The sequence below is a fragment of the Bacillus sp. ES1-5 genome, from assembly GCF_022487605.1.
Lineage (GTDB): Bacteria > Bacillota > Bacilli > Bacillales > Bacillaceae_G > Bacillus_A > Bacillus_A wiedmannii.
Genome location: NZ_JAKVPU010000005.1, coordinates 163,948 through 190,903 on the forward strand (window position 1 = coordinate 163,948; position 26,956 = coordinate 190,903).

Here is a 26,956-nt window from a genome sequence, read left to right on the forward strand (position 1 = left end):
CAGAAATGAAAAGGCTATCATTTCAAGTTCTTATGTTTGTCCTTTGTATAATTGTTTCTCTTATTTTGTTTTATGTGATGGAGAAGCAAATATACAATCGAATCACAATAGTGAATGACAAACAAACTGTTTTACAAAGGGTGAATGAATCCCTGCCTACTGAAATGAAGGTTAGGCATGAAAAGTGGGGAGAAATTGTAATAACGGATGAAGTTCGTTTGCATACGATTGTTTCATTCTTTGACCGAATTCAAATAGAACCGAGAGAAGCTAAGAATCAAGAACAAGTATTTACTGGAGAAGTAACGTACTTGAATGGACATAAACGTACTTTTGCAGTAGGTGACTTGTTCCAGTACGGGGCTGATATGTACGGAAAGAATGGTACGGACCCAATGATTTCAGCATTTCAAACATATTTGTTAAGCCTGTATTACACACCAGAACGTATTAGCGACTTCTTTGCGTCAGCACAGGATATCATAGTACGCCAAGGTGATGTAGAACGTGCGATGAATCTTACGCACATACTCGATTCGATTCGGTACGCAAAGCAAATTACAGATTACGGAGAAATACAGAAATTATTACAATCACAGAATGAACCGATTGCTTATATTACCGCTTATAAAACAGGGAAGCGTATAAAGAATGAGCGAGAAGACATTCTTACTATTTCTGTGTATCCATCGTACTTTGTTGTGCAATATCTCGGCGATAATAACGGGAATGTTATGTATATGAAAAGCTCCCTCGCAAATTTATTTGTAAAGGAGAATGTGTCATGAGAAAGATAGCCTTTTTCTTCTTTTTGCTAGTAATTGGAGGAGCGATGTCTAGTTGCTCTCGAGATACAACCTCTATTAAATATAATAAAAGTGGTCTCCCTATTTTGGATGATCGTCATCTTGTTGCGTATGTAGCAGCTCGTGAGGAAGTTGGTGAAGCTTTGCTGTCATCATTTTGTAAACCACGCGGCTGTACGTATGAATTTATTCGTCTTTCGACAGAAGAGCTTCTTCGGAGGGTAGAAGAGGAAGCTGGAAATCCGAAAGCGGATATTATTATTGGCGGTACGGTAGACGCGCATCAAATGATGAAGCAAAAAAATCTATCTATTCCTGTTACGAGTCAGCATGCGAACCGTATTTCAAAAACTGTTAAAGATAAAGACGGTTATTGGTACGGTTATGAAGTGGAGAAGCTGGCAATTGCGATCAATAAAGAGCGGTGGAATGAAGAAATAGCACCGCTCGGACTTCCTTATCCATCAAGGTGGCAAGATTTATTAAATCCAGTATATAAGGGAAAGATTGTAATGCCAGATCCAAATGTCTCAGGAACAGCATATACGTTTTTTCAATCACTTATTGATACTTTAGGTGAAGGGAAAGCGAAGGAATATGTTAAGAACTTGGCAGGACAAGTTGGAGAAGTAACAGTGAATGGTTACATACCGGCAGAACTTGTTGCAAGCGGTGAATATATGATAGGCATCAATTTCATGGGAGATCAGAGAATGCTTCAAAAACGAGGCTTTCCTATTTTAAGTAACGAACCTGAGCAAACAGGATTATCTGTTAATGCGATTTCGAAACTAAAACGTGCACCGAATGGTATTATTTCGGATTTATTTATTGATTATTGTTTATCAGAAGAAGCGGGTCACATTTTAGAAAAGGTTTCGTTTGGCGTACCAACGATGTTTGCGAAGAATGAGCAAGAAATAGAAGGACAGCCGGTTAGAAGAACAAACAAAAATATATCAAATAGCGGAATAATCGAGATATGGAATAGACAGCGTCTCTCTCAGAAGTGAGAAAAGGAGACGGAAATATATGTTTAAATGGCTTAAGCCAGCACCTGCAATTGAGAGATTGCCAGCGGATATGATTGATCGAGTATATAAATTATTACGTATTCGTGTATTGATGGGAATTTCAGTTGGGTATGCTGCTTATTATTTAGTTCGTAGTAACTTTAATTTATCTACTACATATTTAGTAGATGAGTTCGGATTTAGCACGACACAAATTGGATTATTAGGCGCAGTAATGGCTGTTGTTTACGGACTTAGTAAATTCTTTATGGGTAATTTATCGGATAAAGCATTTGCTCAACGATTTATTGCAGTAGGTTTATTTTTATCTGGGCTTGTTAATATTTGTTTCGGTTATGCATCTTCCTTTGGGATGATTTTAACATTACTTGTTCTAAACGGTATTGTACAAGGTATGGGAGCACCACCTTGTAGTATTGTTATGACGAAATGGTTTTCAAAGAAAGAACGTGGCACGAAAACAGGTCTTTGGAATATTTCACATAACGTTGGTGCACTACTTGTTCCACCATTCATTGGAATTGGTGTAGGTATTTTCGGTGAAAGCCATTGGCAAGGCGGCGTATTTATTTTCCCAGCGATAATCGCTATGGTAATTGCAGTTCTAGTATGGATTAATGCGAAGGATACGCCAGAATCTGAAGGTCTTCCGCCAATTGATGAATATCGTAATGACTATGAAGATCTTGAAAAAGCAGATAATGCTAATAAGATGTCACCAAAAGAAATTTTAATGAAATATGTAGTGAAAAATAAATTTGTTTGGTTTTTATGTATTGCGAATGCATTTGTTTACTTAATTCGTTTCGGTGTTATTAACTGGGTACCAATTTACTTAACAACAGTGAAAGGTTTTACAAAAACAGAAGCGCATTTTGCGTATTCAATATTTGAAACAGCAGCGATTCCAAGTTCTTTAATTGTCGGACTTTTAAGCGATAAATTATTCAAAGGAAAACGTATGCCATTATGTGTTATGAGTATGGCTGGGGTTGTTGTTGGAACAATCGTCTATTGGCAGGCAACTAATATTATTGTTGTGAGTGTTGCAGTTTCTATTATCGGTTGTTTAATTTATGTACCACAGTTCTTAATTGGTTTAAGTGCGATGGAATTAGTACCGAAATTTGCAGTAGGTACAACAGTTGGTATGTGTGGTCTGTTCGGTTATGTTGGAGGAAGCTTCATAGCAAACGCAGCAATTGGTATTATTGTTGATCGTTCTGGCTGGGATGGTTGCTTCATGTTACTGTTAGCAGGTGGTGTATTAGCAACGATATTCTTACTGATTGTTCAAGTGGGACATGAGAGAAAAGCTTCTAAAGTAGCATAATATTTTATTTGAAAAGCTATCCAATTTTTATATTGGATAGCTTCTATATTTTTATATGGGAAAAAAACAGTATGTAAAATTGCAGTTTAATGTGTAAATGATTTTTGTTAATTAATATAATTTTTTAAGATTTAATAAACCAATTATGTACATAGTTAGACCAAAAAATCCGCCGCCACAGATGAAAATTACAACCTTAAATAAAGAAATAGAGATTTCTTCTGAACCTACATAGGGAAGGATATAATTCATAAAAACAAACATTTGAAAGCCCCAAAGTACACCTGCTTTTAAGCCCGCTTTTCTTAATTTTTTCTTATGTTGCAAATACTCTTCTTTTGTTGCACATTCAGTCTCATTTAAACCTTTTTTCTTAAGCTTAAATGTTAAATAATTAGCATAGATCATATTAGATAGAAAAACTAATATAGTTCCTATAGATATTGTGTGGTTCATAGTATCAACGAGTAACATAATAAGCATTACCAACATATTTAACCACCATAAACCAATTCCAGCTACAGATAATTCCTTATTGATTTCTTGTTTTTGATATTCATCTCTCTCACTCATTGTTCCAACAAAATTATTATAAACTCTTTCTTTCCATTCAATTTTCATCATTTAATCTCCCTCCCAAAATAGACTGTTTAAATCTGTTTTTAGTGCTTTTGCTAATTCGATACATAAGGCTAAAGAGGGGTTATATTTATTGTTTTCAATTAAGTTTATTGTCTGTCTCGCTACATTAACTTTTTGAGCTAATTCTAGCTGCGATATACCTTCAGATTTTCGATATTGTTTAACGGTATTCAAATATAAACCTCCTATTAATAATTGTAGACCTCGTGCATCAGAAATGTCATTTATATGTGACATTTTATAATTGAATAAATGAAATGTCAAATATATATGACAAAAATGATAATGGTGCAATTAGGAAAATGATTTTAATAATTTATCTTGGTAAGGAGTTGATTAATAAAGGATAGCTTTTCTTATATTAATATAACCTTTCCTTAAATCTATCTTAAAAGACAAGATGTCATATTTCTAATCATTGGAATTTTTGTTACAATATAAATGGATGTGTAAAACTTTGTAAAAAGAATGTAATAATATGTAATTTGTTTTCAGAAAGTTTTATACAATTTTTATATTAAACTATTAAGTTATAAAAGGAGAGAGAATATGGTACCAAATACGGTTCGTACTCCAAACAAGAAGAAGAAATGGATTATTATCGGGGTTATTGCACTAATCGTTATTGTAGCAGCAGTTAATATTTTTTTAATGCAAGGGAAGAAAAAAGGCGCAGCAACGTCTGCTGATGCTGTGAGCTTTGAGAAGGTAACGGAGCGAAAGCTTAATAATACGAAATTAATTTCTGGCCAGGTGAAGCCTGGGAATATTGAAAGTTTCTATGCGGATCCGACTAAAGGAAAAGTGAAAGATATTGCAGTGAAAGAAGGACAAGAGGTAGAGAAAGGTACGAAGTTATTCTCTTATGATAATGAAGAGATTAATTTGCAAATGAAGCAAGCTGAGCTTGATCAGAAGATGGCGGATATGCGTTATGATCAAGGAAAGAAGAAAATTGATTCGTTGAAGAAAGAAATTAAGAAGGCAAAGGATAGCGGAGCTGGGAAAGAAGTAACAGATCCGATGGACGAGCAAGTAAGTGAGTTAGAGATGGCGCAAAAGACAACTGATCTTGAGAAAGAAAAAGGGAAGTTGCAAAAAGAAGAGTTAAGTAAAAAGCAGAAAGAGCTTACGATTTATAGTAATTTTACTGGTGTCGTCCAAAAGTTAGATAAAGATGCAGCACAAAGTTCATCTCAAGCGCTAGGTGGTCAAGGGAAAGCATTTTTACAAGTGGCGTCTAAAGATCCATTCCAAGTGCAAGGGACGTTAACTGAGCTTCAGAAGTCACAAATTCAACCAGATCAAACATTTACTGTCACTGCGAAAGCAAATAGTAAGAAGAAGTGGACAGGTAAAATTACAGAGGTAAGTGAATTCCCAACAAGTGCAGAGATGGCTCAAGCTGGTGGTATGGGGGAAGCGACTCAAAATATGTCACAATATACATATAAAGCAAGTCTTGATAGTCAAGATGGTTTATCTCCAGGTTATCACGTTTCATTGCAAGTAAATTTAGAGAATAAGACGATGATTGCTGTTCCAACTAAGAGCATTGTAGAAAAAGGCGATGATGCATTTGTTTATATTGAAGAGAAAGGGAAGCTTCGTAAACAAAATGTGAAAAAAGGTTCTACTGATGGAGATTGGACAGAGATTGTTGAAGGCGCAAAAGTGGGGCAAAAGGTGGTTAAAAATCCTTCCGACGACGTGTATGACGGAATGGAAGTGAAAGAGAAATGATTACGTTAAATAATATTGCTAAAACGTATTATCAAGGGAAATTGGCAGTGCCGATCTTACATGATATTAGTTTAACGATTCAAAGCGGTGAGTTCGTTTCGATTATGGGACCGTCTGGTTCTGGTAAATCAACGCTTATGAATATTATCGGTTGTTTAGATCGTCCAACAGAAGGCGAATATATGCTGAATGATGTGAATATCTTAACAGCAGATGAGTCAAAGCTTGCTTTAATTCGTAATGAATATATTGGCTTTGTGTTCCAGCACTTTAATTTGCTGCCACGTCTTTCTGCAGTAGAAAATGTTGAACTTCCGCTCGTATACGGTGGCGTGAAGAAAGCAGAGCGTCGTCAAAGGGCTCTGGAAGCGCTTGGAAAAGTCGGTTTGTCAGATAGAGTTCACCATTTACCGAATGAGTTATCAGGTGGACAGAAGCAGCGTGTAGCGATTGCAAGGTCGATTGCAAATAATCCAACGTTCATTATGGCCGATGAGCCAACTGGTGCGCTTGATACGAAGTCTGGTGAGCAAGTGATGAATATTTTCACGAAGCTTAATGCAGAAGGTACAACGATTGTTATGGTTACGCATGAAGAGGAAGTAGCAGCGTATTCTTCCCGACGTATTGTATTGCGAGACGGGAAAATTACAGAAGATAGAAGGTGTGCGGTATGAGTTTACTAGATAGTATAAAAATTGCCCTATCTTCTATTTTAGCTCATAAACTGCGTTCAGCTCTTACGATGCTCGGTATTATTATCGGCGTTGGTTCTATTATTACTGTCGTTGCAATTGGGCAAGGCGGGGAAGCGATGCTGAAGTCGAAATTCGCAGGTTCTGGTGGTAATAATCTTATGCCAATTCAATTTAAAGCAGATATTAATGATGAGTTTGCTATGGGTGGATTTCAAATACCGAAGTTAACGGAAGAGGATATTTTGGAAGTAAAACAAGTGAAAGATGTTTCACACGTTATTACGACAAACCAGAATTCAGAGGTGCTTGATGTAAATGATAAAAAAGCAAATCTGAATGTTATTGGGCTTGATAATGAATATTTTGCGGTTAATAAAGTAAAGGTCGTAAAGGGACGTACTTTAAGTGAATCAGATATTACTCATGCAAATAATGTTGTGATGGTTAGTACAAAGACAGAGGAAACATTATTTAAGGACGTAAACCCAGTTGGACAAATTATTGAGATGAAGGGGCAGCCAATGCAAATTATTGGTGTGTATAAATCTGATAATGAGTTTATGGGATTTGAAATGGAAGAAGCGTTAATCCCCCTTACGTTATGGCCTGTTTTATACGGAACAGATGATATCCAAAATATCGCAATTCAAGCTAAAAATGTAGATGACTTAGAAGCAGCAGGGAAAAAAGCTGTTGATGTATTAAATAGCCGTAAGCCAAGTGAAATTCCAGGTAAATATGAACTGGTGAATTTAAAAGAATTCCAAGAAAATGTTTCTAAAGTAACTGGTATTATGACGATGATCATCGGCGGTATCGCTGGTATTTCATTAGTCGTTGGTGGTATTGGCGTTATGAACATTATGCTCGTATCTGTAACGGAGCGTACGCGCGAAATTGGGATACGTAAAGCGCTTGGGGCAACACGTAGTAAAATTTTATTACAATTTTTAATTGAAGCAGTCATGTTAACGCTTCTAGGTGGTTTGATTGGAATTGGTCTTGGATATGGCGGGGCATATATCGTTTCCACATTTGCGAAATGGCCACCACTCGTTTCATGGGAAGTTGTCGTTGGAGGCGTACTATTCTCTATGACACTTGGTATTATTTTCGGATTAATTCCAGCGAATAAAGCTGCGAAATTAGATCCAATTGAAGCATTACGTTATGAATAAGTTAGTAGTGTAGTAGAGAGTGGGCTCTCTACTATACATTACCGTTCTAGTGGGCGGTTCATAGCCTCTATGTGAGGAAGTGAACCGCCCGTTAGAACGGGTTATATAAATAGAAGGAGGCGTTATAATGGAAGCGAATTTGAATACGCAAAAAGCTGGTGGAGAGAAGCCATCATTGTTCGGAATGATTACTTCTCCTGGTTTACAGTTTGAGAGAATGAAGACGACTGAGAAAGTTTGGGGTATGTTCTTCATAGTGGCGCTATTACAAGGACTTGTGGGTGGTTTAAATTCGTATATTACGTATACATCACCTGAGATGATTGAAATGCAAAAGAAATTAGGTGGTGCACTTGCAGAACAGGGCTCGCTTGTATCAAGTGTAATTTCTAGTACGATATGGGGAATAGTAGGTGTTATGATTGCAACATTAGTTGTTGCAGCTATTTATAAAGTGTTTATGATGTTTTATGGGAATGATACTTCTTATAAAAAAATAGTAATGATTATTGTATACGCGGATATTATTGTTATTATTGGTGGACTCATTAATGGTATTATAGCTTTAATTTTAGGTGCTGCACCAACTGCGTATACAAGTTTAGGTCCGTTATTTGAGAAAGGCTCACTTGTATATGGAATCGCTAATTCAATTGAAGTGTTCTATTTATGGAATTTAGTTTTAATTTGGTTAGGATTACAAGTTACAGCAGGATTAAGCAAAGTGAAAGCAGCAATTCCAATTATCGTTTTATTCATTATTAAGGCGGTATTCTTAGCTGCGATTGTTGTATTGATGGCAAAGTTTTTACCTGGTTTGCCGGTATAATATGATTGGACTAAAAGGTGACTCTCCCAAGAGTCACCTTTTTTATTTTTACCCTTATTTTAAATACCACCAACAGAATTTCAAATTCAACCCATTGTAATTTCAAATTTCAGCGGTAGTATTTGAAATTACTCACAGTGAAATCGCTTCTTTATTTTTATATTGTGGAGGTACCGGCGGAATAACAAAGAGGTATACCTTTTAGAAACAGGTACTGTGTGAAACCAGCGACTTTTACAGAGGCAGTTGTGTTGTATGAAGGTATGATTGTAAATCAAATAAAGAAGTTAAGTATTTATCAAGATCATGAAGAGTATTATCAATGTGGTTTAATTGGTCTTTGGCATGCGTATGAAAGGTATGATGCGGAGAAAGGAAGCTTTCCTTCATATGCAGTTATAACTGTGCGTGGTTATATATTAGAAAGGTTGAAGAAAGAGTTTGCAGTGCAAGAAAGGAATGTTTACGTAGGTGAATATGAGGATATCTTCCATTTTGAAGATATTGAAATGAGAGCAAAGGATTTTATGAGTGTATTAGATGAGAAGGAGAAGTATATTATTTTCGAACGTTTTTTTGTAGGGAAGACGATGGGGGAGATCGCTAACAAGATGGAAATGACCTATTATCAAGTGAGGTGGGTGTATCGGCAAGCACTTGAGAAAATGCGAAATAGTTTAAGAGAATAAATATGATTATAAGAATGGAAGGCAATGGATATTGCTTTCCATTCTACTTATTCTGTTAAGGTAGTAAATGTAATAAGAGGTTTTTAAATTGTAGTGAATCTTGCATGTTCATACGTGATAATACGTATCCAGCTTTTAATAATTGCTGTTTTAACTTATGGGGACTGATATGTATTGTTGTAGTAGTGCCATTAGAGAAATGAATGTTAGCTTTTTTACTTTTTTTGAAAAATTCTATGTCATCTATATGGTTATAAAATAGCCATATGCAGTTTGGAGAAGAAGGAGATTCTGTCGGGAAAGCACAAATATATTCTCGATGATTAATCGGAATTGGGACATTTTGTTTAAATTTAAAGTTTGTTTGGACTGCATTACGTCTGCCTTGATAAGTAGAGTGAACATTGGTTAGACAAGATTGCTTGATGAGTTGGAGAGCGGTTTGACAGGAGTAAAGATGGTTTCCGCTACTTTCGATAATTTTTGTTTGATAATAAGGGTGCTTGTAAGGTTCCAGCATCATTGTAGAATTAGAAATAATAATATCATTTTCTTCATTCATAAATTTGATTCCTCCCTTATAAATGATAGTAATACCAAATATAATTATATACGAATTAAGTAAATTAATTGTTAATATTCCGTTTCATATTGTAAATTTTGGCTATTCGTTTACAATCAATAGATGTTAGTCTTTCTAATTTGCATCGCTTGTACATATATATGAAAATAGAAAAGAGTAGGCGGTGAGATAGTATGAAGAAAAAGTATATTATTATGGCTCTAGTTGTCGTGCTTCTAGTATATTTAGCAAATAGTAATCCGAGTAAAGGTGAATATACGGATTGGGCAGCGAAGCAGTTTATGAAACGTAATGATGTAAGTAAGAAGCTAGACGAAGTTCAAAAGGAAAATGAAGAGGGTCTCCTTGGCGATTTAGCATCGGCTGGTAAGAAGTTGGCGAAAAAATATGTTGAGCCACAAGTTGGATTATTAATCGAGAATTATACAAAGCGAAATGATTATATTTTCTTCTCAACATATACGACCGAGTTTGATATAGGCGGAGAACACTATAAATATGTATGCGTCGGTTTTTCAAAAATCTTTATTCCGATTGAAATGCCGAAGAAAAAAGACGAATCTGCAAAATGATGCAGATTCGTCTTTTTGTTTATAAGTTAATTGGAACTTCAGATATATTCTTTTCTACGAGACGGGCTCCTTTTTTTCGGGTATTTTCATTAATTGATGAAAATACAGATGAGGCAAGAATGGTATCCATTACTTGATTTACGACTTGTGCATCGACGGGTGTGATCGGTTTCTCGATAGAAAAAACAACTGTTTTTCCATCTTCTTTCGCGAAAATTAATTCTAGTACTTGCATATGTTATTTCCTCCTTTTTATTTATCCCGCTATATTGCGGGCAGGTGATTGGTGTTGGTTCATACTTAGCGGTGGATGAACACCACCTGAGTAAATTTTAACCTTATAGGGTAGAAAGATCTGATGTGCTAACAAGCTGTATAGCGTGAAGCGGTGATGCTTGTAAAGAAGCAAGAGCACGTGCTACGTTTTGTACTTGCTCTAAGTTTGCATTTGTTTTAACACGCTTAAATTGTTTGTTTTTGAAAACTGTTTTTCCGTTTTTATCTAATCCATTGTTTAAGACAAGACGTAAAGTTAAGTCCATTACGATTGTTTCGACTGCCATGTTTATCACCCCCTTTCACTTTATAAATAGGGTGCAAATGTCATGTTTTGGCGTGAAATTTATTCTTTTTTTTGGTACTCTTAAAAGATTAAGAAAGGGGCTTCGGAAGAATGAAACGTAGATGGTTATTTTGGATTCCTGTTTTACTATGGATGGGGTTGATTTTCTATTCCTCGGCACAACCATATAAAAAGCAGGATATGCGCTCGGATATTGAACAATATGTAAATGTTGAGTTTGTGAAAGAGCATTTTTCATGGGTATCTATTGATTATGGCGGTGGTACACCTGTTAGCATTGCAAATAAAGGTGTAGGCGGATTTATTGAGTTTTTCCTTCGTAAAGGTGCTCATTTTATGGTGTTCTTTATGCTCGGTTCATTGACGTATTATGCTTTTCATAGATCGGGTTATTCGAGAAAAAGGTGCTTCCTATACGCTCTTCTATTCGTTGCGGGATATGCAACATTTGACGAAATTCATCAATGGACTACGGGAGATCGTACACCGATGTGGCAAGATTCATTACTGGATACATGCGGTGGATTAACAGGAATTATAATAAGCAATTGGTTTTGGAATAGAAAAAGGAGCTAATCTTTTGAGGTTAGCTCCTTTTGTTTATACACCAAGTAATTCTTTTAGTTCATCTGTAGATAGTTCGGTCATCCAACTATCGGTTGTAATGACGGCGTTGTTTAATGATTGTTTTCTTTCTAACATTTCATCAATTTTCTCTTCGAGTGTCCCCGTTGTAATAAGTTTATGAACGTGAACGAAGCGTTTTTGACCAATACGATATGCGCGGTCTGTTGCTTGGTTTTCTACAGCTGGATTCCACCAACGGTCGTAGTGAATGACATGGTTGGCAGCGGTTAAGTTTAAGCCCGTTCCACCTGCTTTTAACGATAAGATGAAAATGTCATACGTTCCGTTTTGGAACTGCTCGATCATTTTGTCACGTTCTTTCTTCGGTACACTACCGTTTAAGAAGAGGACGCGCTGACCGAAATGTTCTTCTAACACATTTTTTAGCATGTTCCCCATACCGATGTATTGTGTGAAGATTAAACAACTCTCATTTTGATCTTTTATATTTTCAATTAGTTCCATTAGCGTGTTCGTTTTCATGGAACGTTCGATGATATCTTTTGGTTCTGTTTCTTTTAAATAAAGAGCGGGGTGATTACAAATTTGTTTGAGCTTGTTCAGCATTAGTAATATAAATCCGCGTCTTTCAATCCCGCTTAATCCTTCTACATTTTGCAATGTATCTTGAACAAGTTGTTCGTATAAGGAAGCTTGTTCACCAGTAAGTGGGCAGTAAGCTTTCTGTTCTTGTTTATCAGGCAAGTTTAATGCGACGGTTTGATCTTTCTTCGTACGACGCAGTAAAAACGGCGAGATAAAACGTTGAACTTGTTGGATTTTTCCTTCGTCACGGTCCTTTTCAATCGGTGAGACGAAGCGGCGCTGGAATTGTCCTAAGCTGCCGAGATATCCGTGATTAATGAAGTCAAAAATAGACCAAAGCTCGGCAAGTCGGTTTTCCATCGGTGTACCGGTTAAAGCGATTTTGTGATTTGCTGGCAAGTTTCGTACTGCTTTCGACTGCTTTGTATGTGGGTTTTTAATATTTTGTGCTTCATCCAAAATAACAGCATCCCAGCATAACGTACTAAGTTCTTCTTCATCAAGCTGAGCTAATGCATAAGATGTTAATACAACATCTGCTGATTGAAGGAAATCTTTAAATGATTCGCCTTTCGCTCGGTTACTTCCATAATGTAACTGAACACGTAAATTTGGTGCGAAACGCTCAAATTCTTTTTGCCAATTTCCAAGAACAGATGTCGGTGCGACGATTAAGGCAGGTCCTGTTTGGAGATTGTTCTCTTTTATATATAGTAAGTAAGTGATCGTTTGAATGCTTTTTCCAAGTCCCATGTCGTCAGCTAATAATGCTCCGAATCCAAGCTTTCTTAAATATAATAACCACTCAATGCCATGTTGTTGATACGGACGGAGTGTTGCGTTTAGTGCAGAAGGGACATCTACTTTTGGAATATCTCCAATGTGCAATAGTTTTTGGAATAGCTCTTCATAATATCCATCTAGTTCGATTTCAATATCGGTAAACGGACTATCTTCTTCTACAATTTCTGCTTCAGCAGTGTTTGATAAATGTTGCTGAAGGACATCTTTCATTTCTAGTCCATATTTATCGGCACGGTTCATAAGCTTTCGTACTTCTTCAATAAAGGCTGGATCCAGTCTCATCCATTGACCATTTATATTGAATAACCGTTTGTTTTGTTCAACGAGTTCGAAAAATTCGCTTTCGGATAAATCAATACCGTTCGTTGAAATGCGCCAGTCAAAGTTAACGAGTGTATTCATGCCGAAGAAAGATTGCGTTTGCGTGGCATTTTGCTTCAGCTGCACACGTAATTTTGGTTTTGTCGCTTTTAAGTTTTGCCACCAGGATGGCAGTAAAATCGTAATACCTGCAGCGAGTAATTCGTTACTTGCTTCTGTTAAGAAGTTCCACGCTTCTGTTTCAAAGAGCTCACTTCGGAATGTGTCGCCTTCTTTTAACCACGGTACGAGCTTACTGAATCCTTCTTGTGTTTCAAGAATACGTTCTTCATAATCGTGCCATCGTTTTGGCAAAGAATCGATGCTTTCATATACATATATGCGATGTGCCCCGCGCTTTGGTGTAACAATTGTCTCAAGCTTCCACATTTCAAATTCTTCTTGCGGCTCTTGTAGCCGTAGTCCGATTGTAAAGGGAAGGTCATCTTCAATGTAACCAATTTTTCGAAGCCAATCTTCTTCATGTAGTGCTGCATCCAATTGTCTTTTCGTAAAGTCGTAATGTTCATAAAGTCTCTTGGCATCTTCCCACCCATCGTTTGAACGGTTATCTTGTAATATGCTTTCATTTACCGCGGCCGAGAAAAGAGATGCCAAGGTGTCATCTTCGATTGGGGTATTTTGCACTTTCCAAGATGGTTGCTGAGACCAACGCTCCATATCAGGTACGAAGCTACCGCTTGTGAAGGCATCCCATAATTCGTTCGCATCTTTCGTAAGTGCTGTAATAGGGCCATTCATTTGAATATGGGCAAAGGAGTTCATCGGTTTATTAGCGATGTATTCAAATGCTTGTGCGTTTGTTAGCATAACACCTTGTTTTCCTTCAAAGGTCGCTTCTTTTAGAAACGTACCGTAGAAGGAAGTGGAGTGCCACGTAAAGGCATTTCGTTTCCAACTTGTTACGGATAATGGAGTACCGCTGTCATTTTCTCCCCAAAGGAACCAACCTTGACTAACGTGCTGGAGCCTAATTGTTACTTCAGTTTGATTGATCATCGATTAATTTTCCTTTCCGTAATTCCTCTTGTAGTGCACGCAGACGTGAATGTAAATTTGCGATGTGAATAATGAAAGCATCCCATTCATCAGTGCGCTTTAATCGTTTATATAATGTACGTAATTTCTTTAAGTAACGAACTGCACGTCTATATGATTTGCGGTTTCGCTCTTCAATGGCCTCGGTAGCGGCAAGGTGATAAAGAGGAAGGGCTGCTTCTGGTGCTTCCTTTTCAATATCTTTCAGCGGCTCTTTCAAAAGTTCAATTGCTTCAAACCCATGTAAGAGCTGAAGTTCTGCCCATGTACGATATTGCTTTTTCGCGAGTACGTATTGTTCATAGTTTGCGAAACTATATGGTAATAGCTCTTGCAAAATCATTTCGAGTCCAGCTTGTTCATTTGTATGGGTTGCATACGTTTCGTACATGATGACAAATAAGCGAACGATATCTTTTATGAAAACCGTATTTTCTTGCTCATGTATCGTTTTCTTCACTTGTTTATACGTAAAGGAAAGCCAGTTTTTCGCACGATCCCACTGCATTGTATTTAATAGCTCTTCTAACCAATAGAAGTACAGACTTACAACAGAAGCAGGCTGTTTTTTTAGTAAGTCCATCGCTAATAGGTCTTCGTCATTTAAAAAGAGTAGGTGAGAAGATGCTAATGCTTTGGAAAGTGGATTGATTTTCGTATCGATTCGCTTTTCTTCTTCTTGCAGTTTCTCTTTATTGTGTAAGAGTTCACTCCATATGTGACGATAAATAAAAAATCTTTCTTGCGTATAGGCGTCGGTGGAGAAGAATACTTCGTGAACGAGACGAGCTGTTTCTTGCAAAATTGCTTCAGACTCTGAAGGAATCGCTTCTGATTGTAAGTCCCGAACGATGGATTCCACTTTATCTACAAATAAGCGAACGACGTTAACAGGCTGGTGATAAGAATACGTTTTATTTGCTTCGAAGTCCTGAATTTCTTCTAATAATTTTTGAAAGCAATAAAGCGCAGCGTGTAGCCTGAACAACTCATGTATCGCAACGATACGCGGAGCTTTCCGCTCGAGTTTCGTATAGAAGTCTGTAAAAATACTCATAAGAAAATACATTTGTTTATAAGTAAGCCGAGCTTGTTCTTTTTTAAATGATTCATATTCGTTGTCAAAATATGATTGCCAACTTTTATAATCTGTTTCTTCAAAAGCTGATGATTGCAATACTTGTCTTGCAGTTCGAATAGGAGGAAGGGAAGGTTTCGTATTATTTTTAAATAAAGTTAATACATCTCCTACTTGCCCGAAACTAGATGCTGCAGATAGTAAAACAGCGAGCATATGCTCACATTGCGTTGGTGCAAAGCAATCGCAATAGCTTTCAGCGACGTTACGAATCGGGATATGGACGCTATATACGCTGCCTGCAGCATCTACAGTTCCTGATAGCGTATAACCATCAAAGTCAACGTTGTAGACAACACCACTACGATATAGGTGCCGAGCTGTAGCGACATGTTCCTGATCAGCTGTTTGCTGTGGATCTAGTCCTTGAACGAACTCATTCGCAATCATCATAATTTCATCTTTCGTAATTGAGTGTTGCAGCATAATATTCCTCCGTACACATATTTCTTTCCTTTACCATTATAAACAAAAAATGCTCAAAACAGAAAAAATGAAATTTGGATTACATAAATTGAAAATCATGGTAATATATATAATGTTAATTTTGCATATTACTATATATGCATAGGAGGAGAAATGATTTGTCAGATTTACAAGCGAAGTTTGGTAACGGTATGAACAAATTGCAAGAGGGAATCGAGCAAGGAAAGATGAAATTACAAATAGCTCAGGAGGTTGCGCAATTAAAGAAAATTACGCAAGAGAAACTACAAGCGAAAACTGAAATTTTGCTTGAACTTGGTCAAACGGCATATATGCAACTCCGTAATGATGAAGTTCGAGTAGATGTGTTAAAAAATATTATAGAACCAGTACAAGAGCTGGATGTTGCTATTTATAACACACGTAAGCAAATTGCTAATTTACAGAATCAAGGACAGAAAGGGCAGTGTAGCTGTGGCGGCCCATTATCATTAAATGATAAATTTTGTGGACAGTGCGGGAAAGAAAATGAGTTACTCCTTCAATCAAAAAATGCTGAAAATGGATCATGTACTTCATGTGATGAACAAATTGCAACAGAGGCTACATTCTGTCCTGTTTGTGGTATGAAGCAAAGTAAGGAGTGAGGAACATGTATTGTAAAACTTGTGGTTTAGAACAGTCGGATGTTGCGAATTATTGTTCGCATGATGGATCAAGTACAGGTAGTGTAGAAAGTGAAGTTACGTTAGCACCGAAAGACTCAAAGTATTGCCGAACTTGTGGAGTGGAAAGTAAAGGAACTGCTACGTATTGTGAGAAATGCGGGGATTCCTTATTAGGTATTATGAAAAAAGAAATGAAAACGAGATTACCAGACGAAGATTTGCAATTACATGTAAGTTCATCTGGAAGCAGTTTAAAAAAAGGCTTACTTGGTGGTGGGCTTGCAATCGTATGTATGTTTATCGCCGGTTTGATTGGTAGCTTAATTGTCGATGCGGCGATTAACGACCTAGTGAGAACGATGCTTACAAATATGAACGGTATGCTGAATATGGCTACAGTTAATCAATCTTTCATCGGCATAGCACCATTAATTTTAATGTATCATTTAATAGGCCTTGAAGTTAGTGGGAGCGGGGCATACACGATGTCATTTATCCTTCATTTCCCATTGTTTATCTTATTAACTATTCCGGCACTTATATTAGGTGGAATTGGATTCTTTGTAGAGAGAAGCAACCCTTCTGCTGTTTGGCGTGAGAAGGTAATAACATCAAGTATCATAGGTATTGTATATGGGATTTTCTTGTGTATTGTAAGCTTTATCGCAAGTTCTTCTACGACAATTTCTCAATTCTATCAATCGATGACAATCGATGTTGGTTATTCTCATGTTGTTAGTTTATTGTATGGCATTATATTTGGTTTATTATTTACCTTTATTGGTATGTGCATTCAAGCAGGGCCACACCGTCTATTATCTTCTATTAGTCGAAGTGTTCCTTATGCAGCATCTATTTATTATAGTGTAGTAACTGTATTAAAAGGATTGCTTATTACATTTGGTATTATACTTATTACAATTTTATTTAGCAGTTCAAAGTCAGTGGGACCAATTGATTTTCCTGAGAAAACATATAAAACATTAATTTCGTTAGAAGCAACACCATACATGTGGAATATGGCTCACTTTGCTCCAACAGCAATTGAATGGGGAGATATGGATAAAGAAATGAGAAGATATTCAATGGAAAAAGGTCCATTGCATTTATCTTATACGTCAGGAATATCAATAAATGGTACGTCATTAAAAGATCTGGAAATTGCTAACGGAGCTAATCTTAAACGAGTAACAGAAATTGATGACTTCGATTCCTATATGCACTGGTGGGGATTATTAATTTTATTACCATGTATTTTATTATTTAGAGCTGGAATGAAATTGGCTCAATATCCGATGAAAAATATGTACGTAACTATCGCTGTGTTTAGTGCGGTTTATACTGTGATGATGCTTTGTGTAAATGGGTTGGCCAAAATTCATATTGAGGCTTCGGGAAGTAAAGAAGTTATGAAGGAATTTGCGGGGATTTCCGGACCATTGTTTTCTATTCAAAGTAGCACGATGTATTTAATAGTAGGTAGTTTTCTTCTTTCTTACGCATTAACATTCGCCGGTATGAAGTTAGGAAAAAAATAAGGGGGAGAGCCATTTGAAGTTTTGTGGGAAATGTAATAAACAAGTTGCGGATCATTTGAACTTTTGTCCTGAGTGTGGAAGTAAGGTAGAAGTCATTGCTGATCAAACAGCTTCTTCTCGTTCGGAAGTACAACGAGAAATAAAGCCAGTGAAAAGTAAGAAAAATATAGTGTTACTTATAGGTTTTGTTGTTATCTTTGCTATATTGTTTGGCGCGTATAAATTCGGTGCAAGTAAATTTTCAAAAGAAAAACAGGTCAATGTTATGATTGAAGCATTCCAAAAGAAAGATGCGAATGCAATTGATGAGTTTGTAAAAGTAGATGATCCGAGCTTGAAAATTAAAGCTGAAGATATTAAGGGGTACATTCGTTATTTAAAAGAAAATCCTTCTTATAATAAAGAACTGCTATCTTATTTACAAAGAGAGACAGTGGATCAAAAACTAGCAAGCGATAAAGCATCATTTAAAGATGGTCAAATTATAGAAGACGGGAAAGAATGGTTCTTATATCCGAAGTATAAACTTAACATGAAATCTTATTATATGAATGTAAGCACAACTGCGAAAAATGCCGAAATATATGTGAACGATAAGAAAGAGATAGAGTTATCAAATGATAAAAATTCAAAAGAAGTTGGTCCATATTTCCCTGGTTCTTACGTTGTAAAGGCAAAAGCGAAGACGGAATTAACTGAGTTAGAATCAGAAAAAGAAGTGGACTTGGTAGATGAAAAAGAGGCGAAAGTGGATGTTAAATTATCAATGGAAGGAAATTATGTAACGATTTCTTCTGATGAAAATGATGCAACTGTATTTGTAAATGGTAAGAAGCGCGGGAAGTTGAGCCGCGGAAGTTATAAACTTGGTCCTGTACCGACAGATGAAACAGTAGAGGTACATTTAGAAAAAACCGCTGAATACGGTGTAATTAAATCTGAAAGTATGAAAGTGGGAGACCAAAGTACATATTACTTAAAATTCCCGAAAGAAGCTTCTAGTTCGGCAGTTGGTGATTTTGTACGAAATCACATTTATAATAACGTACGTGCGATTTCGTTAAATGATTTTAGTTTAATTGAAAATGATTATGATAAGAGCGGGAAATCGTACAAGGAAGACCGTGATTATATACAGTATCTACACAAAAAAGGAATTACAGAAGACTTATTAACGATGGATGTTCGTAATGTAGAACGTCAAAGTGCTACGAAATATAAAGTAACGACATACGAAGAGTACCATATTCGTTACGGTGATGGGTCTGTAAAGTTCAAAAGCTTTAATAATGACCATATTGTTATTGTTAATGGAAATGGAAAGGTGCTATATCATTCTCTGGGTGCCAATAATACGTTGAAATCAGAGGAAGTATCTGGTCCGACGCATTAATAAAAGAGAGAGGTTGTTCAATATTGTTGAACAACCTCTTTTTTATAGTTTACTTCTTTTGTGAATTTTTGCCGGTAAATTGATATCCCTTTTTTACAATTATGAGCGCGTTTCCTTTAATATCGCTTGCACATATGGATCATGTAATATTTTTTCTATAATTGGTAACATGTTTTGTTCGAATGGAATATCGATAGGAAATGGCTTTTGTGAGCCAGGTTTGACTCCATATTGGACAATTTTGTAATGTGTATTTCCTTCAAAGCTGAGCACAATTAATTTATATCGATTGTCATCGCCAGCGAGTGAAAAGTCAATGGAAGTAGCGTCGTATGTTACTTCATCTTTATATATATACGGTTTTGGTGTACCGATCCAGTCTACTTTTGCTTGTACATTCATGAACATAACCTCCTTATAGTTATTATAAAAAAATAAAAGCCAGCTCTCAACAAAGAGAACCGGCTTTATCAGTCATTGTTTATTTTAAAATTTTCACTTTAACAGTTTTGCGTCCCCATTTTTGAGCAGCGCTATCTGATCCAAGTAGGATGTCGATACGGTTACCTTTAATTGCACCGCCAGTATCTCCAGCGATAGCTTCTCCGTAACCTTCTACCCATACTTTAGATCCTAATGGGATTACTTTCGGGTCAACAGCGATCATTTTCATGTTTGGGTTCGCTGTTAAGTCATGACCCATTGCAGTTAATACACGGCCGCCGTATGTGCCACCGTTTTCGCTTGGGTGAGCTGTATATGCCGTAGCTACAACTGTTAACTCACGACCACCAGAAGGTGTGCTAGTCTCAGCAGCTTTCACAGCAGGCTTAGCAGCTGGTTTTGCTTGTGCTGCAGGTGCTTGCGCTTTAGCTGGTGCTACAGTTTTAGCAGGAGCAGCTTGTTCTTGTTTCTCGATAACAGGTGCTGTACCTGTTAAGAAAGGAACGTGAACATAAGCTGTTTTCCCGTTATATTCAAATTGTAACCACTCATTTTGTACTTGGTTCGTTGTTTCGATCATATCGTCTTTCTTCAACGTTCCAAGAATTTCTGAGTTTGTGTTCGCTTCAGCACGTACGTTTAATACGTTAGCTGTTACGTAGTAGATGCTTTTTGTAAACTCTGTACTTACGAATGCGTCTTTACCATCTAAAGTGATTTTTGACCATCCGTTCTCTGTATTTTGAACATCTATTTTATTCCCGTTTAGTAATTTACCGACAACTTTTGATTCCGTAGTAGGGTTTTCGCGTACGTTTAGTACGTCTGTTGTTACAACAGTTTCTGCATTAGCAGATGATGTGAAAATCCCAAGACCAAAAACTGCTGCTGTTGCTATTCCAATTAATTTTTTCATGATAGCCTCCATTGCGTTTGTTTTCGTGTCCTCATTATAGCAACAGATTTTTTCGGATTTGGGGAAAACACACAATTACAAACCATTCGTAATCAGTCGTTAACATCCTGTAATATAACAAAAAATATAAGAAAGCGGTTTTCATTCTTTATGATTAGTAGGTTTCTACTTATATTCAAAATATTTAATACAACATATTTTTTTCGGCGTAAATAAAAATATTACAGGAGTGTTACATGATGTTTACTAAACGGTTACATTCCTTGAGTATTTTACCGTTTTATGGGTAATATAGTTATATAAACATAAACATTTCGTTTGTGAAACTATAAACACGTGCTATATACTAGCAAAAAAACCGCATAATTGTTACAAACAGAAAGGGTTGCAAGGAAGAAAAATGCCCTTTTTTACATCTGTAACACATCCTTTTTTGGGAAAACACATTCCCATCCGCATTTTTCTCGCACAATTTGACAGCAGTATTTCGATCTAATAGCTCTTGCAGAGTAAAAAGATTATACGGAAGGTAAGGCTGTCCATAAGAATTCTAGTTGGTGAAGGTGAAAGTAAGAAAATCACCGTAAAATTATAGTTTTCTATCCGATTTTACATATCGGAATTTATGTTATTTACAAAAGTGAAACCTACGAAGGGGGATTTGATGAGGAAACTGACAAAAACATTCATCGTTTCATTAACATTATGTATTGCATTTACAATTTGGGGGATTATTCCCGAATCTATTATTGGAAAAGGTAGCCTAGGAAATGTAACGACTGCGATTCAAACGGTATTGGTTAGTAAGTTTGGATGGTTCTATATTATTTCTGTTTCTATTATTTTAGGTGTGTCTATCTTTTTAATTGTTTCGAAGTACGGTTCTATTCGTTTAGGTAAAGATGATGACGAACCTGATTATAGTTATATGACATGGTTTGCTATGCTATTTAGCGCTGGTATGGGTATCGGCTTAGTTTTCTGGGGCGTTGCCGAACCATTAAACCATTTGTACGCACCTCCGTTTGGAGAAGGTGCAACTGAGGAAAGTGCGCGTCTTGCACTACGTTTTTCATTTTTCCATTGGGGATTACATCCGTGGGGATTATATGCATTTGTAGCGCTATGTATTGCTTACTTTACTTTTAGAAAAGGAAAAGCAAGTACAATTAGTGCGACAGTAGGTCCGTTATTCAAAGGCGGGGAACATGGACGTATTGCTCATTCATTTGATGTGTTAGCTGTTTTCGCAACTGTGTTTGGAGTGGCGACGTCATTAGGCCTTGGTGCAAAACAAATTGCCGGTGGTGTTAGTTATTTAACATCTATCCCGAATTCATTAACAACACAGTTAGTTATTATTGCAATCGTAACAGTTCTTTTCATGTTATCTGCGCAGACAGGTCTTGATAAAGGAATAAAATATTTAAGTAATACGAACATTATTTTGGCGTTTGCACTTATGATCATTGTATTATTTGCAGGTCCAACAAACTTTATTATGAATTACTTCACTTCAACAATCGGTTCTTATATTCAGGAATTGCCAAGCATGAGCTTCCGCTTAAGTCCATTAGATGAAGGTGGAAACCAATGGATTCAGTCGTGGACAATTTTCTATTGGGCATGGTGGATTGCATGGTCACCATTCGTAGGTACGTTTATTGCCCGTGTTTCACGAGGACGTACGATTCGTGAGTTTGTTATCGGTGTGTTACTCGTACCGACTGTAATCGGTGCGCTTTGGTTCTCTGTTTTCGGCGGGACGGGTATTCATATGGAGTTGTTCGGCGATGCACATATCTTTGAAAAAATTAAAGAGATGGGGACTGAAGTAGGATTGTTCGCTATGTTTGATCAGATGGGAAGCTTTGGATCAGCCTTATCAGTATTAGGTATTCTACTTATTGCAACATTCTTCATTACATCAGCAGATTCTGCGACATTTGTTTTAGGGATGTTAACGACACATGGTAGTTTAAATCCGCCGAACCGCATTAAAATGGTTTGGGGTATCGTTTTAGCAGCGATAGCTTCTACTCTATTATATGTTGGTGGATTAGAAGCACTGCAAACGGCAGCTATCATTGCCGCATTCCCATTCGTTTTCGTTATTTTCTTTATGATGGCGGCATTATTTAAAGAGTTACAAAAAGAAGGACGTATGAAGCGTCATTAATAATAGAAGGAAAAAGGGCTGATTATGTATCAGCTCTTTTTTATATAGAAGGAATTTAAACACAAGTAAGGGAAATAAAATACTTTACTATATAAGTAGTATGCCTTTTATATAAAGAAAAATCGATACGTTTCGACAAATTACGATAATTTGTAAATTCTATTCATATTTTTGACAAAAAATTGTCGGAAATGTGTTGTCACGTTTATGTATATGTGCTATATTATTTCCTGTAAGCGATTTCAAATAGTTTTAAAGCGCATTCAAGGGGGACATCTAGAATAATGAAACGTTACGAAAGAAAGTGGAAGCATATTTGTTTGAAACGTGTGGCACATCGTAGTGTCCAAGAAAGCACGGAACCTAAGACTGAAACGCGCAAAGAACAGCAAGAGAAGCAATTGGTTCTACAAAAATAGCAATCACTTTTTCGTATATAAATGAAGGTCAATCGTTCGTTGGGGGATGGACGTGAAATTACTTTCAGCTAAGGGGTATTGTCTGATATATATAATTTATACGGCAATAAATCAGCACAGAGCATACGGCGCTCTGTGCTGATTTTTATTTTGTAAATAAAAATCAGTGGGAGAACTCCCACTGATTAAAGTTTTACTTTTCTTTTTTGAATCGAACTGTTTTATCCCAGCCAATGACTTGTTTCTTGCTCTTTGCACGTAAGTATAAAATTAAGCTGCGAATGAATAAGTACGTAAAGAGCTGTGCGTACGTAAAGTACATGATAACACTAATAAAAATATTAGTTGGTGTAAAGGTTCGTTCCACACTCTGGGCACTAAATAATTGAGAAACATATGTAATATATGCGACATACCACATAAATAGTAGCGGAATGCTATATTGGATTTGGAATATCCCGAGTAACCCAATTACAAACCAAACGTTCGAAATGATTAAGAATAGCCAAAATACAACATACACTAAAACTTGTTGTAAGGAATGGACGAGAAGTTTTCCTTTAAAGAAACTTAAGGAAGAAAACATTTTTTCTAAAATGTACAAGTTCCCTTGGAGCCAACGTGTACGCTGCTTAATAAGGATTTTTAAATGCTCAGGTTCTTGTTCCCATGTAATCGATTCTGGAACGATTGGTAAGAGATAGCCTTTTTGTGTAATTCGTAATGTTAATTCAGCGTCTTCTGCAATTGCATACGGGTCATAACCGCCAAGCTCTTCTAATGCAGAGCGGCGAAGAAGCATGTTTGTTCCAGTTAGTGAACCGGTTTGAAATAGTAACCAGCGTCCTGATTGCATAAGGAGCTGGAAGATTTGAAATTCTAATGAAATCATTCGTGTTAGCCAGTTTCTGTTTTCATTTACAGTACGAACGTGACCAACAGCTCCAACAGCATCCTCGGTTGTTTCAGCGTGCTCTACAAGCATTCGCAGTGCATGTGGTTCAGGCTGGTTATCCGCATCATAAACACAGAAGTATTCACCATCTGAAATACTAAGACCATAGTTTAATACACGCGATTTCCCTTTTGGTTCACCTGCCGGAACACGAATGTGACGAATATGAGCATAAGCTTTGTCAAAATCGTCACCAATTTCAGGTGTCTCATCTTGAGAGTTATCGTTTAATAAATAAACAGTTAGTTTACCTGGATATTCAATCTTCGCCATCGCCTCTAAAGTATCTTTAATAACGACCCCTTCATTGTGGGCTGGTATTAAAATGTCGACGCTTGGATAATGTTCTAGCGTACGATCTTTTCGTTTACTATTTCGGTGAACTAAACCTGCGAGTGTTAAGAAAGAATAGTAAACGAGTAAGCCAGAGAATAGAAAGGCTGTAAAGATAAGTATATACTTAATCGAAAATGTGATGCTAATCCAAAACACAAGTACACAAAATAGAAGGAATAAAAGAAGTATAACGAGTGTCATCATAATAACGTCTGTCCTTTGTTCCCAATTTGCTCGCGTGAAATTTTTATATCTTGGATCGCTTCAGCAGCAAGCCATTGCTCCATTTTTGGCTTTAGACGATTCATTACAATGTCAGCACCGGCTTCATTTGTGTTTTGTAATAAAATAACGAGCTTATTATTATCGTATTCAGCAGCAAGATCAAAGTCATCTCTTATCGTTTCAACTAATAATGAAGCTACACGGTTCATAACACTTTCCTTTGTATATTTACTAAAGGAATTGAAATCAAAGTAAATAATAATACCTGTTTCATTACGACGATTCATTGCAGTGATTAATAATGCTTGTCGTCTTTCGAATTCTTGTCTTGTTAATAATTTTGATTCTCCAATGTATTGTTCTAATATTCTCACACGTTCGGTTAATTCTTGATTTTCATGAATAACCTTCTTTAATAAATGAGTTGAGATATATACGATGAAGAAGTTTGCTGCCATTAGGAAGTGAGTAATAATGTATTGCCATTGTTCTGATGTGCTCCATAAGTAAAGCCATGCTTGGTAGAATAGGTAGAACACCGAAACAATGGTTCCTAATATGAAGAGAACAAATGCAGTCTTATCAGGCAAAAATAGAAATAGTACATTAACCATTACATATATAATTGTAAAAATGAGAGCATGCTCATATTGCGTTACATGTACAGTTGTAAAATAAAATAAAATTTGTAAAACCCACATAGAGAGGACTTTATAGAAGTTATTTTTCACAAAGCTTTCCTCCTTAAAGATAATTCATGCAAGGATACTTGTAGTATGCGCAATTATTAAGAAATAGACCGGATGACTAGATTCTTTTTGAGAGAGCAACAATAAGTAGTATCCCTCTTTGGTAAGAAAAAATAAACAGACTTACTAATTATTGTATCATAATGTTCTTATATTTCGGCATAAAGTATTTAATATATACAAAAAAGCAAACATAATAATAAAAAGTCCCCTCTTTAGAAAGAGGAGACTTTACATCATTTTATAGGAACATCATACCTGCAACTGCTGCATTTAAGAAGTTCGCTAATGTACCAGCGATAACTGCTTTAATCCCTAATTGTGCAATTTGTTTACGGCGAGTAGGAGCTAACGTTCCTGTTACACCTAATTGAATTGCGATAGAAGAGAAGTTTGCGAATCCACAGATTGCGAATGTTAAAATTAAGTTTGTTTTTGCAGAGAATTCTGCCATGTGTGGTCCTAAGTTTGCATATGCAACGAATTCGTTGATTGCAAGTTTTTGACCGATAAAGCTTGCTGCTTGTATCGCTTCACCTGGAGAAACCCCAATTAAGATTGCAAATGGTGATAGTAAGTAGCCGAAGATTAAATCAAGGCTAAGTTTAATATGGAACAGAGAGCCAATTAATCCTAATAGACCATTTAATAAAGCGATTAATGCGATGAAAGCCATTAACATTGCTGCTACGTTAATAACAAGTTGCATACCTTCAGATGCACCACGTGCAGCTGCATCGATAACGTTTGCATCTTCACGTTCTGTAGAAAGTTCAACGTTATTATCTACTTCTTCTGTTTCTGGCATAATTAATTTCGCAATTAATAAACTTGATGGAGCTGCCATAATTGCTGCTGCTAATAAGTGTTCTAACGGAATACCCATTGCTGCATAGCCGACAAGAACTGATCCGGCAACAGCTGTCATACCGCTTACCATAATAGTGAAGAATTCACTATTTGTTAAACGTGCTAAGTAAGGTTTGATTAAGATTGGAGCTTCAGTTTGTCCTAAAAATACAGTTGTTACTGAGTTTAAACTTTCTGCTTTAGAAGTTCCAAGAAGTTTACTTAATGCGCCACCAACGACACTAACAAATCTCTGCATAATACCGAAATGATATAAGATTGCTACTAATGAACTAATAAATACGATTGGAAGTAGTGCTTGAATAAAGAAGACAAATCCCCAAGGGCCTTTTGCGTTGACTAAATCCCCAGCAACGAACTTAATTCCCTCGTAAGAAAAATTAATTAATCCTTGAACACCATCAGCAGCGTATTTTAAACCTGCTTTTCCGGCATCCCATCGTAATACGATAAATGAAAATGACATTTGTAATGCTAGCGCGATTAAAATTGTGCGCCAATTAATAGCTTTGCGGTTGGAAGATAGTAAAAAAGCAATTGCTAATACTCCAATCACGCCGCCAATTCCCCATAAAAGATTCATGCAGTGTATGCTCCTTCCTCATAGTAAAAAA

At 36.5% G+C, this 26,956-nt stretch carries 27 protein-coding genes; 15 read left to right on the forward strand and 12 right to left on the reverse strand.

The genetic code is table 11. The features are described from left to right. Window positions 1-5 precede the first annotated feature (5 nt). The 3 genes from MKO96_RS17720 to pgtP are packed head-to-tail and all read left to right on the forward strand — an operon-like array spanning window position 6 to window position 3,173. The gene (locus MKO96_RS17720; protein ID WP_240588235.1) at window positions 6-788 is read left to right on the forward strand and encodes a DUF3919 family protein; all 783 of its coding nucleotides are present in this window, start codon (window positions 6-8) and stop codon (window positions 786-788) included. After that, window positions 785-1,819, forward strand: a complete 1,035-nt coding sequence (locus MKO96_RS17725) for an ABC transporter substrate-binding protein (RefSeq protein ID WP_087983246.1) — start codon at window positions 785-787, stop codon at window positions 1,817-1,819. Before MKO96_RS17720 ends, MKO96_RS17725 begins: the two co-directional genes overlap by 4 nt. A gap of 19 nt (window positions 1,820-1,838) precedes the next feature. Next, window positions 1,839-3,173 carry an MFS transporter gene (gene pgtP, locus MKO96_RS17730; RefSeq protein ID WP_064470693.1) on the forward strand — a complete coding sequence of 445 codons (1,335 nt, stop codon included), beginning with the start codon at window positions 1,839-1,841 and terminating at the stop codon, window positions 3,171-3,173. A 111-nt stretch (window positions 3,174-3,284) separates the two neighbouring features. On the opposite strand, the gene MKO96_RS17735 is transcribed toward pgtP, so the two are convergent. Then, the gene (locus MKO96_RS17735; RefSeq protein ID WP_000975582.1) at window positions 3,285-3,797 is read right to left on the reverse strand and encodes a DUF3278 domain-containing protein; all 513 of its coding nucleotides are present in this window, start codon (window positions 3,795-3,797) and stop codon (window positions 3,285-3,287) included. Then, entirely contained in the window at window positions 3,798-3,989 is a 192-nt protein-coding gene (locus tag MKO96_RS17740) for a helix-turn-helix transcriptional regulator (RefSeq protein ID WP_240588236.1), read from the reverse strand. 375 nt (window positions 3,990-4,364) lie between these two features. On the opposite strand from MKO96_RS17740, the gene MKO96_RS17745 reads away from it, so the two are divergent. The 5 genes from MKO96_RS17745 (at window position 4,365) to MKO96_RS17765 (ending at window position 8,952) form a co-directional block, all read left to right on the forward strand. Beyond that, complete coding sequence (locus MKO96_RS17745) at window positions 4,365-5,558, forward strand: efflux RND transporter periplasmic adaptor subunit (RefSeq protein ID WP_240588237.1); 1,194 nt, start codon at window positions 4,365-4,367, stop codon at window positions 5,556-5,558. Further along, a complete protein-coding gene (locus MKO96_RS17750) occupies window positions 5,555-6,235 on the forward strand; it encodes an ABC transporter ATP-binding protein (RefSeq protein WP_048542605.1) in 681 nt (226 codons plus the stop codon). The genes MKO96_RS17745 and MKO96_RS17750 overlap by 4 nt, the downstream gene beginning before the upstream one ends. Further along, window positions 6,232-7,434, forward strand: a complete 1,203-nt coding sequence (locus tag MKO96_RS17755; RefSeq protein ID WP_064460100.1) for an ABC transporter permease — start codon at window positions 6,232-6,234, stop codon at window positions 7,432-7,434. The genes MKO96_RS17750 and MKO96_RS17755 overlap by 4 nt, the downstream gene beginning before the upstream one ends. A gap of 127 nt (window positions 7,435-7,561) precedes the next feature. After that, a complete protein-coding gene (gene yknW, locus MKO96_RS17760; RefSeq protein ID WP_240588238.1) occupies window positions 7,562-8,263 on the forward strand; it encodes a YknW family membrane protein in 702 nt (233 codons plus the stop codon). A gap of 218 nt (window positions 8,264-8,481) precedes the next feature. Further along, entirely contained in the window at window positions 8,482-8,952 is a 471-nt protein-coding gene (locus MKO96_RS17765) for a sigma-70 family RNA polymerase sigma factor (RefSeq protein WP_240588239.1), read from the forward strand. Window positions 8,953-9,007: 55 nt separating this feature from the next. On the opposite strand, the gene MKO96_RS17770 is transcribed toward MKO96_RS17765, so the two are convergent. Next, window positions 9,008-9,514 carry a competence protein ComK gene (locus MKO96_RS17770; RefSeq protein ID WP_001001399.1) on the reverse strand — a complete coding sequence of 169 codons (507 nt, stop codon included), beginning with the start codon at window positions 9,512-9,514 and terminating at the stop codon, window positions 9,008-9,010. Window positions 9,515-9,708: 194 nt separating this feature from the next. On the opposite strand from MKO96_RS17770, the gene MKO96_RS17775 reads away from it, so the two are divergent. Then, window positions 9,709-10,107, forward strand: coding sequence for a DUF4359 domain-containing protein (locus tag MKO96_RS17775; protein WP_000731403.1), 399 nt, complete (start codon window positions 9,709-9,711; stop codon window positions 10,105-10,107). Window positions 10,108-10,126: 19 nt separating this feature from the next. Here the strand turns inward: MKO96_RS17775 and MKO96_RS17780 are convergent, their stop codons facing one another. Together MKO96_RS17780 and MKO96_RS17785 are read right to left on the reverse strand one after the other, a co-directional pair. Further along, the gene (locus MKO96_RS17780; RefSeq protein ID WP_240588240.1) at window positions 10,127-10,342 is read right to left on the reverse strand and encodes a DUF2922 domain-containing protein; all 216 of its coding nucleotides are present in this window, start codon (window positions 10,340-10,342) and stop codon (window positions 10,127-10,129) included. Window positions 10,343-10,445: 103 nt separating this feature from the next. Continuing rightward, on the reverse strand, window positions 10,446-10,670 hold the full coding sequence (locus tag MKO96_RS17785) for a DUF1659 domain-containing protein (protein ID WP_137051161.1): 225 nt from the start codon (window positions 10,668-10,670) through the stop codon (window positions 10,446-10,448). Between the two features lie 110 nt (window positions 10,671-10,780). Here MKO96_RS17785 and MKO96_RS17790 point away from each other — a divergent pair, with 110 nt between their 5' ends. Continuing rightward, on the forward strand, window positions 10,781-11,266 hold the full coding sequence (locus MKO96_RS17790) for a VanZ family protein (RefSeq protein ID WP_087983213.1): 486 nt from the start codon (window positions 10,781-10,783) through the stop codon (window positions 11,264-11,266). A 24-nt stretch (window positions 11,267-11,290) separates the two neighbouring features. Here the strand turns inward: MKO96_RS17790 and MKO96_RS17795 are convergent, their stop codons facing one another. Then, a complete protein-coding gene (locus MKO96_RS17795) occupies window positions 11,291-14,047 on the reverse strand; it encodes a DEAD/DEAH box helicase (RefSeq protein WP_087983211.1) in 2,757 nt (918 codons plus the stop codon). Continuing rightward, on the reverse strand, window positions 14,031-15,650 hold the full coding sequence (locus MKO96_RS17800) for an SWIM zinc finger family protein (protein ID WP_240588241.1): 1,620 nt from the start codon (window positions 15,648-15,650) through the stop codon (window positions 14,031-14,033). Before MKO96_RS17800 ends, MKO96_RS17795 begins: the two co-directional genes overlap by 17 nt. Before the next feature lie 158 nt (window positions 15,651-15,808). Between MKO96_RS17800 and MKO96_RS17805 the strand changes: the two genes are divergently transcribed. Genes MKO96_RS17805 through MKO96_RS17815 form a run of 3 tightly spaced genes read left to right on the forward strand, consistent with a single transcriptional unit; the run spans window position 15,809 to window position 19,249 of the window. Next, on the forward strand, window positions 15,809-16,297 hold the full coding sequence (locus MKO96_RS17805; RefSeq protein ID WP_087983208.1) for a zinc ribbon domain-containing protein: 489 nt from the start codon (window positions 15,809-15,811) through the stop codon (window positions 16,295-16,297). Between the two features lie 5 nt (window positions 16,298-16,302). Next, on the forward strand, window positions 16,303-17,856 hold the full coding sequence (locus tag MKO96_RS17810) for a hypothetical protein (RefSeq protein WP_240588242.1): 1,554 nt from the start codon (window positions 16,303-16,305) through the stop codon (window positions 17,854-17,856). A 13-nt stretch (window positions 17,857-17,869) separates the two neighbouring features. Beyond that, window positions 17,870-19,249 (forward strand): zinc ribbon domain-containing protein, encoded by a 1,380-nt coding sequence (locus tag MKO96_RS17815; RefSeq protein WP_240588243.1) that lies wholly within the window; start codon window positions 17,870-17,872, stop codon window positions 19,247-19,249. A gap of 99 nt (window positions 19,250-19,348) precedes the next feature. Here the strand turns inward: MKO96_RS17815 and MKO96_RS17820 are convergent, their stop codons facing one another. Further along, window positions 19,349-19,651: a DUF3910 family protein gene (locus MKO96_RS17820; RefSeq protein WP_240588244.1), complete on the reverse strand. Its 303-nt coding sequence runs from the start codon at window positions 19,649-19,651 to the stop codon at window positions 19,349-19,351. A gap of 79 nt (window positions 19,652-19,730) precedes the next feature. Beyond that, complete coding sequence (locus MKO96_RS17825) at window positions 19,731-20,609, reverse strand: cell wall-binding protein EntA (protein WP_240588245.1); 879 nt, start codon at window positions 20,607-20,609, stop codon at window positions 19,731-19,733. A 664-nt stretch (window positions 20,610-21,273) separates the two neighbouring features. Here MKO96_RS17825 and opuD point away from each other — a divergent pair. Beyond that, a complete protein-coding gene (opuD, locus tag MKO96_RS17830) occupies window positions 21,274-22,788 on the forward strand; it encodes a glycine betaine transporter OpuD (RefSeq protein WP_240588246.1) in 1,515 nt (504 codons plus the stop codon). 284 nt (window positions 22,789-23,072) lie between these two features. Beyond that, on the forward strand, window positions 23,073-23,207 hold the full coding sequence (locus MKO96_RS29410) for a hypothetical protein (protein ID WP_000833067.1): 135 nt from the start codon (window positions 23,073-23,075) through the stop codon (window positions 23,205-23,207). 193 nt (window positions 23,208-23,400) lie between these two features. Here the strand turns inward: MKO96_RS29410 and MKO96_RS17835 are convergent, their stop codons facing one another. The 3 genes from MKO96_RS17835 to MKO96_RS17845 all read right to left on the reverse strand — a co-directional run bounded on the left by MKO96_RS17835 (window position 23,401) and on the right by MKO96_RS17845 (window position 26,925). Then, a complete protein-coding gene (locus MKO96_RS17835) occupies window positions 23,401-24,702 on the reverse strand; it encodes a glycosyltransferase family 2 protein (RefSeq protein ID WP_240588247.1) in 1,302 nt (433 codons plus the stop codon). Then, window positions 24,699-25,454, reverse strand: a complete 756-nt coding sequence (locus MKO96_RS17840) for a GGDEF domain-containing protein (RefSeq protein WP_240588248.1) — start codon at window positions 25,452-25,454, stop codon at window positions 24,699-24,701. The genes MKO96_RS17835 and MKO96_RS17840 overlap by 4 nt, the downstream gene beginning before the upstream one ends. Window positions 25,455-25,713: 259 nt before the next feature. Continuing rightward, window positions 25,714-26,925, reverse strand: a complete 1,212-nt coding sequence (locus MKO96_RS17845) for a NupC/NupG family nucleoside CNT transporter (protein ID WP_240588249.1) — start codon at window positions 26,923-26,925, stop codon at window positions 25,714-25,716. Window positions 26,926-26,956 lie beyond the last annotated feature (31 nt).